The sequence below is a fragment of the Streptomyces sp. AK08-02 genome, assembly GCF_033795085.1.
Taxonomy (GTDB): Bacteria; Actinomycetota; Actinomycetes; order Streptomycetales; family Streptomycetaceae; genus Streptomyces; species Streptomyces echiniscabiei.
In genome coordinates this window covers 283730-290259 of sequence record NZ_JARAZV010000017.1, presented here as the reverse complement: position 1 = coordinate 290259, position 6530 = coordinate 283730, and the positions used below count along the sequence as shown (strand labels likewise).

General features: G+C 71.9%; 6 protein-coding genes. 1 reads left to right on the top strand and 5 read right to left on the bottom strand.

The window, feature by feature from the left end:
• From PV734_RS33665 to PV734_RS33650, 4 genes are all read right to left on the bottom strand, one after another.
• The coding region (locus PV734_RS33665; protein WP_319293374.1) for a biotin/lipoyl-containing protein at positions 1–707 on the bottom strand (707 nt) is incomplete at its 3' end.
• Positions 708–766: 59 nt separating this feature from the next.
• Entirely contained in the window at positions 767–2155 is a 1389-nt protein-coding gene (gene lpdA / locus PV734_RS33660) for a dihydrolipoyl dehydrogenase (RefSeq protein WP_319093486.1), read from the bottom strand.
• A gap of 340 nt (positions 2156–2495) precedes the next feature.
• Complete coding sequence (locus PV734_RS33655; protein WP_319293373.1) at positions 2496–4025, bottom strand: leucyl aminopeptidase; 1530 nt, start codon at positions 4023–4025, stop codon at positions 2496–2498.
• Positions 4026–4216: 191 nt separating this feature from the next.
• Positions 4217–5029 (bottom strand): adenosylcobinamide-GDP ribazoletransferase, encoded by an 813-nt coding sequence (locus PV734_RS33650; RefSeq protein ID WP_319093488.1) that lies wholly within the window; start codon positions 5027–5029, stop codon positions 4217–4219.
• An 89-nt stretch (positions 5030–5118) separates the two neighbouring features.
• Between PV734_RS33650 and PV734_RS33645 the strand changes: the two genes are divergently transcribed.
• Positions 5119–5886: a hypothetical protein gene (locus PV734_RS33645; RefSeq protein ID WP_319293372.1), complete on the top strand. Its 768-nt coding sequence runs from the start codon at positions 5119–5121 to the stop codon at positions 5884–5886.
• Here PV734_RS33645 and PV734_RS33640 read toward each other — a convergent pair.
• Positions 5781–6524, bottom strand: a complete 744-nt coding sequence (locus PV734_RS33640) for a hypothetical protein (RefSeq protein ID WP_319093490.1) — start codon at positions 6522–6524, stop codon at positions 5781–5783. The genes PV734_RS33645 and PV734_RS33640 overlap by 106 nt on opposite strands.
• Positions 6525–6530 lie beyond the last annotated feature (6 nt).

Sequence of the window (6530 nt, the reverse complement as noted above, 5' to 3'; positions counted from 1 at the left end):
GCCGGAGCGGGCGCCGGGGCAGCGGCGGCGGGCGCCGGAGCCGGTGCGGCCGGAGCCGGGGCAGCCGCCGGAGCGGCACCCGGGGCGCCGATCACGGCCAGCTTGGCGCCGACCTCGGCGGTCTCGTCCTCGCCGACCACGATCTCCAGCAGGACGCCGGCGACCGGTGCCGGGATCTCGGTGTCGACCTTGTCGGTGGAGACCTCCAGCAGGGGCTCGTCCTCCGCGACCTCCTCGCCGACCGACTTCAGCCAGCGGGTGACGGTGCCCTCGGTGACGGACTCGCCGAGCGCGGGCAGGACGACGTCCGTGCCCTCGGCGGAGCCGCCGCCGGAGGCGGCCTCGGCGGTGGGAGCGGGGGCCGGAGCCGCCTGCTCGGTGGACGGCTGGACGGCCGGGGCCGGCTCGGCGGGGGCGGGCGCCGGAGGGGCGACCTCCGCCGGGGCGGGGGCGGCCGCGGGCGCGCCCGTGCCGTCGTCGATGAGGGCCAGCTCGGCGCCGACCTCAACGGTCTCGTCCTCGGCGACCTTGATGGACGCGAGGATGCCGGAGACGGGCGAGGGGATCTCGGTGTCGACCTTGTCGGTCGACACCTCCAGCAGCGGCTCGTCGGCCTCGACGCGCTCGCCCTCGGCCTTCAGCCACCGGGTGACAGTGCCCTCGGTGACGCTCTCACCGAGCGCCGGAAGGGTTACGGAAACCGCCATGGTTTCGGTTGCTCCTTACGAAATTGCGGAAGTCTGTGTCGTCGTCCGTCGACCGAGGGTCAGTCGTGGGCGTGCAGCGGCTTGCCGGCCAGGGCCAGGTGGGCCTCGCCGAGCGCCTCGCTCTGCGTCGGGTGGGCGTGGATGAGCTGCGCGACCTCGGACGGCAGCGCCTCCCAGTTGTAGATCAGCTGGGCTTCGCCGACCTGCTCGCCCATGCGGTCGCCGACCATGTGGACGCCGACCACGGCACCGTCCTTGACCTGGACGAGCTTGATCTCGCCCGCGGTCTTGAGGATCTTGCTCTTGCCGTTGCCCGCGAGGCTGTACTTCAGAGCGACGACCTTGTCCGCACCGTAGATCTCCTTGGCCTTGGCCTCGGTGATGCCCACGGAGGCGACCTCGGGGTGGCAGTACGTCACCCGGGGCACGCCGTCGTAGTCGATCGGTACGGCCTTCAGACCGGCCAGACGCTCTGCCACCAGGATGCCCTCGGCGAAGCCGACGTGCGCGAGCTGGAGCGTCGGGACCAGGTCACCGACGGCGGAGATCGTCGGGACGTTCGTCCGCATGTACTCGTCGACCAGGACGTAGCCGCGGTCCATCGCGACGCCCTGCTCCTCGTAGCCGATGCCGGCCGAGACCGGACCGCGGCCCACGGCGACGAGCAGCACCTCGGCCTCGAACTCCTTGCCGTCGGCGAGGGTGACCTTGACACCGTTCGCGGTGTACTCGGCCTTCGAGAAGAAGGTGCCCAGGTTGAACTTGATGCCGCGCTTGCGGAACGCGCGCTCAAGAAGCTTGGAGGAGTTCTCGTCCTCCAGGGGGGCCAGGTGCTTCAGGCCCTCGATGATCGTGACGTCCGTACCGAAGGACTTCCACGCGGAGGCGAACTCGACGCCGATGACACCGCCGCCGAGGACGATCGCCGACTGCGGCACCCGGTCCAGGACGAGGGCGTGGTCCGAGGAGATGATCCGGTTGCCGTCGATCTCCAGGCCCGGCAGCGACTTCGGCACGGAGCCGGTCGCCAGCAGGACGTGGCGGCCCTGGATCCGCTGCCCGTTCACGTCGACGGAGGTGGGGGAGGAGAGCCGGCCCGCACCCTCGATGTAGGTGACCTTGCGAGAGGCGATGAGGCCCTGGAGTCCCTTGTACAGGCCCGAGATGACCTCGTCCTTGTACTTGTGGACCCCCTGGACGTCGATGCCCTCGAAGGTGGTCTTCACGCCGAACTGCTCGCTCTCGCGGGCCTGGTCGGCGATCTCGCCCGCGTGCAGCAGGGCCTTGGTGGGGATGCATCCCCGGTGCAGGCAGGTGCCGCCGACCTTGTCCTTCTCGATCAGGGCGACGTCAAGCCCCAGCTGGGCCCCGCGCAGCGCCGCGGCGTAACCGCCACTGCCACCGCCGAGGATCACTAGGTCGAAAACGGTGCTGGCGTCGTTCGCCACGTCACGTCCTCCATGCATTGCGCCGTACGCCGGTCGTCAGTGACCGGGCGGCGGCTGGTGTCCGGCCGCTCTTCCTTCGGCCCTGTGGTGGGGGCCCTGTCCTGCCGAGCCCATCTTCGCACTTGTCGGAGCCGGACGAGACGCCGGGCCTGTGTGAGAGACGCCCCACACGTGTAGGAGGGCGGCGCGATGTCCTACCTTCAGGGGCGCGGGGAACTGCGCGATCGACCACACACGACCCGCACCCGCCGGACCGCACCCGGTATCGAGCTGTGAGGCGCAGCGGGACCCCGGACTACCCGCCCACGAGGTCCCGCTGCCCAAACCCCCTAAAACACCCTCAGCCCAGATCGCCGGCAGCGGTCAGCTCGGCCAGCCGCACCAACGTACGAACCGCGGTCCCGGTCCCACCCTTGGGGGTGTATCCGAAGGGTCCCCCCTCGTTGAACGCGGGCCCCGCGATGTCCAGGTGCGCCCAGGTGATCCCCTCACCCACGAACTCCCGCAGGAACAGCCCCGCGACCAGCCCGCCGCCGGCCCGCTCACCCATGTTCGCGATGTCGGCCGTGGGCGAGTCCATGCCCTTCTTCAGGTGGTCCGGCAGCGGCATCGGCCACGCCGGCTCCCCGACCTCCTCGGCGGCCTCGTGCACCGCGGAGCGGAACGCGTCGTCGTTCGCCATGATCCCGTACGTCCGGCTGCCCAGCGCCAGCACCATCGCGCCGGTCAGCGTCGCCACGTCGACGATCGCGTCCGGCTTCTCCGCCGAGGCGGCCCACAGGGCGTCCGCGAGGACGAGACGGCCCTCGGCGTCGGTGTTGAGGACCTCGACGGTCTTGCCGCTGTACATGCGCAGCACGTCACCGGGACGGGTGGCGGAGCCTGACGGCATGTTCTCGGCGAGCGCCAGCCAGCCGGTGACGTTGACCTGGAGGCCGAGCCGCGCGGCGGCGACGACCGCGGCGAAGACCGCCGCCGCACCGCTCATGTCGCACTTCATCGTCTCGTTGTGCCCGGCGGGCTTGAGCGAGATGCCGCCCGAGTCGTAGGTGATGCCCTTGCCGACGAAGGCGAGGTGCTTGCTCGCCGCCTCGTGCGTGTACGTCAGCTTCACCAGCCGGGGCCCGGCGGCGGAGCCGATGCCGACGCCGAGGATGCCGCCGTAGCCGCCCTCCTCCAGCGCCTCCTCGTCGAGCACCAGCACCTCGATGCCGTGCTCCTCGGCCGCGGCCTGCGCGACGGCGGCGAAAGCCTCCGGGTTGAGGTCGTTCGGCGGGGTGTTGATCAGGTCGCGGGCCCGGTTGAGCTCCTCGGTCACGGCGGTGGCACGGGCGACGGCCGCCTTGAACGCGGCGTCGCGCGGCTTGCCGCCGAGCAGGGTGACCTCTCCGAGCGGCCCCTTGCCGGTCTTCGCGTCCTTGCCGTCCTTGCCGATCTCCTTGTACGCGTCGAAGGAGTACGCCCCGAGCAGGGCGCCCTCGCCGATCGCGCCGGCGTCGGCCGCGTCCTCGATGGGCAGGGCGAAGGCGGCCTTCTTGGCACCGGCGAGGGTGCGGGCGGCCACACCGGCGGCCCGTCGCAGGGCCTCGGCGCCGAAGGTCTCGTCCTTCTCGGGCAGCTTGCCCAGGCCGACGGCCACGACGATGGGTGCCTTGAAGCCTGCCGGAGCGGGCAGCTTGGTCACCTCGCCCTCGGCGCCGGAGGCACCGAGGGTCCCCAGGACGTCGGCGAGCTTGCCGTCGTACGCCTTGTCCACGGCCTCGGCGCCCGGTGCGACGACCGGGCCCTTGCCGCTCTTGGCGACACCGACGACGATCGCGTCGGCCCGAAGGCCGGGCGCCGCAGCGGTGCTGAGAGTGAGAGCAGTCACGGTGGTGATTTCTCGCTTCCGTCTGAAAAGTCCGTCTGAAGAGACTCTGTGGCCGAGTGGAATGGGTCGACCAGGCCCGACGAGCGACCCTAAATCCGGCCTTGGAGGGCGGTCGGCACCGGGGGTGGTACACCCGGCACGAGCCTACGCTCGGCAGCCGGTTTCGCTCATTCCCGCGAACGTGAGCAGCCTCAGCGCAACGCCAGCACGATCAGTGCGGCCGTCGCGGCCGTCTCCGCGAGGGCGCCGAAGACATCGCCGGTGACCCCACCGAAACGGCGTGTGCAGCGCTGCAGCAGGCGTTCGGCGGCGGCGCAGCCCGCGATGACCGCGAAGGCGGTACGGACGATGTCGAACGCCCCGAAGAACGCGCCGAAGCCGGCCGCCGCGATCGTCACCAGGACCGCCACCAGCAGCGCGGAGCGCACGGGCACCGTTCCCGCCACCGCCGCCCCCAGCCCCTCGGGCCGGGCGGGCGGCACACCGGTACGGGCGGCCAGGGTGAGGGCCAGCCGGGCGGCGGTCGCCGAGACGACGGCCGCGAGGGCGCCCCGGGCCCCGGAGTCGCCGTACGCCTCCGCGAGCGCCGCCACCTGGGCCAGCAGCACGAACACGAGGGCCAGCACACCGAACGGGCCGATGTCCGACTGCTTCATGACGCGCAGCGCGTCCTCGGCGGGCTTGCCGCTGCCGAGACCATCGGCGGTGTCCGCGAGACCGTCGAGATGCAGACCCCGGGTGAGGACGGCGGGCACGGCGGCCGTGGCGACGGCGGCGAGCAGGGCGCCGGCGCCCAGGAACAGCATGACCAGCCCGACCCCGGCGGCACACGCGCCGACGGTCAGGCCCACCACCGGCGCCCACAGCATGCCGCCGCGCGCCGCGTCCCGGTCCCAGCGGATCACCCTCACCGGCAGCACGGTCAGCGTCCCGAAGGCGAACCGGAGCCCGGTGAGAGGGGTGAGCGGGCCGGACGGCGTGGTCTGGGGCGGAGGCGTGGACACCGGCGCAGAGTACCCGGCGGGTTGGGAACTGCCCAGGTCGGCGGCGTACAACCAGTACTTGTCGGGTGATACCTGGATAAAGTGCGCTCATGGGTCATTGGCTGGATCGGAACATCGTCGAACCGGGCAAGCTGCCGCTGCTCCTGGCGCTCGCCGCCTTCGTACTGACGTTCCTCATCACCCGGGTCGTCACCCGGATGATCCGCGCGGGCAAGGGACCGTTCGGGAACGTCAAGGCGGGCGGGATGCACATCCATCACGTCGTGCCCGGGGTCGTGCTGACGGTCGTGGGCGGGTTCGGGGCCGTTACCAGCGGGCAGCACGGGTTCGGCGCGGGTCTGTGCGCGGTGTTGTTCGGGATGGGCGCGGGCCTGGTGCTCGACGAGTTCGCGCTGATCCTGCACCTGGACGACGTCTACTGGAGCGAGGCCGGCCGGCAGAGCGTCGAGGTCGTGGTGCTGACGGCGGCACTGGTCGGGCTGGTCCTCCTGGGCTTCCTGCCGTTCGGGGTGAACGACCTCAGTGACGAGGACGTCCAGAACCGGGGCGAGGCCATGGCCAGCGTCGGCGTCAACTTCCTCTTCTCGCTGATCGCCCTGAGCAAGGGCAAGGCCCGCACGGCGATCTTCGGCGTGATCGTCCCCTTCGTCGCGATCCTCTGCGCGCTCCGCCTGGCCCGCCCGGGCTCCCCCTGGGCCAAGCGCTTCTACGGCCGCCGCCCCCGCGCCCGCTCACGCTCGACCCTGCGCGCCTACCGCCACGACCGCCGCTGGATCGGCCCCCGGCGCCGTGTCCAGGACCTGATCGGCGGCAAACCCGACCCCGAACCGGCCCGCGCTCCCGCCGTGCGCCGGTGACGCAGCGCCGAGACCCCGCACAGGACGAGTACGGCCACGATGGCCGCCAGATGTTCCTTGCCCGCCAGGTTGTCCTTCAGGACCACCTCCACCACCATCGCGACGATCACCGCACCCGCGGTCACATACGCCCGGTAGCGCCACCCCAGGAACACGGCGAGGCCCACCACGGCCGCCGACGGACCCGTGTCCACGACGTGCGCGTCAGTGCCGGGCAGCCCCAGGAAGCCCGCCGGGCCCACGGCGACGCCCACGCGCGCGTAGAGCGTGCCGGCGAGGGTGGCGACGTACGCGATGGTGAGGGTGCGCCACCAGCCGAGGCAGATCTCGGCGAGACCGAAGACGATCAGGATCTGCGCGAGGGCGCCCCAGACCGGCAGGTCGGGGGCGGGCACGAAGAGGGAGAGCGGGGTGCGCAGCAGGGCGAGCCCGAGAGGGTCCTCGGCACGGACGGCACCGACGTCCTGGACGAATCCGTAACCCCAGGACCGGTTCTGCGTGAACTGGACGAGCGCGGTCAGACACACGACACCGAGCGTCATGGGCAGCGCCCGCCACCGCCGCCGGAGCAGGGGCCCACGGACGGTGACGTACAGCCGCCCCCATTCGGCCCGGGCCAGGCGGACGACCGTGCTCATGCCCCG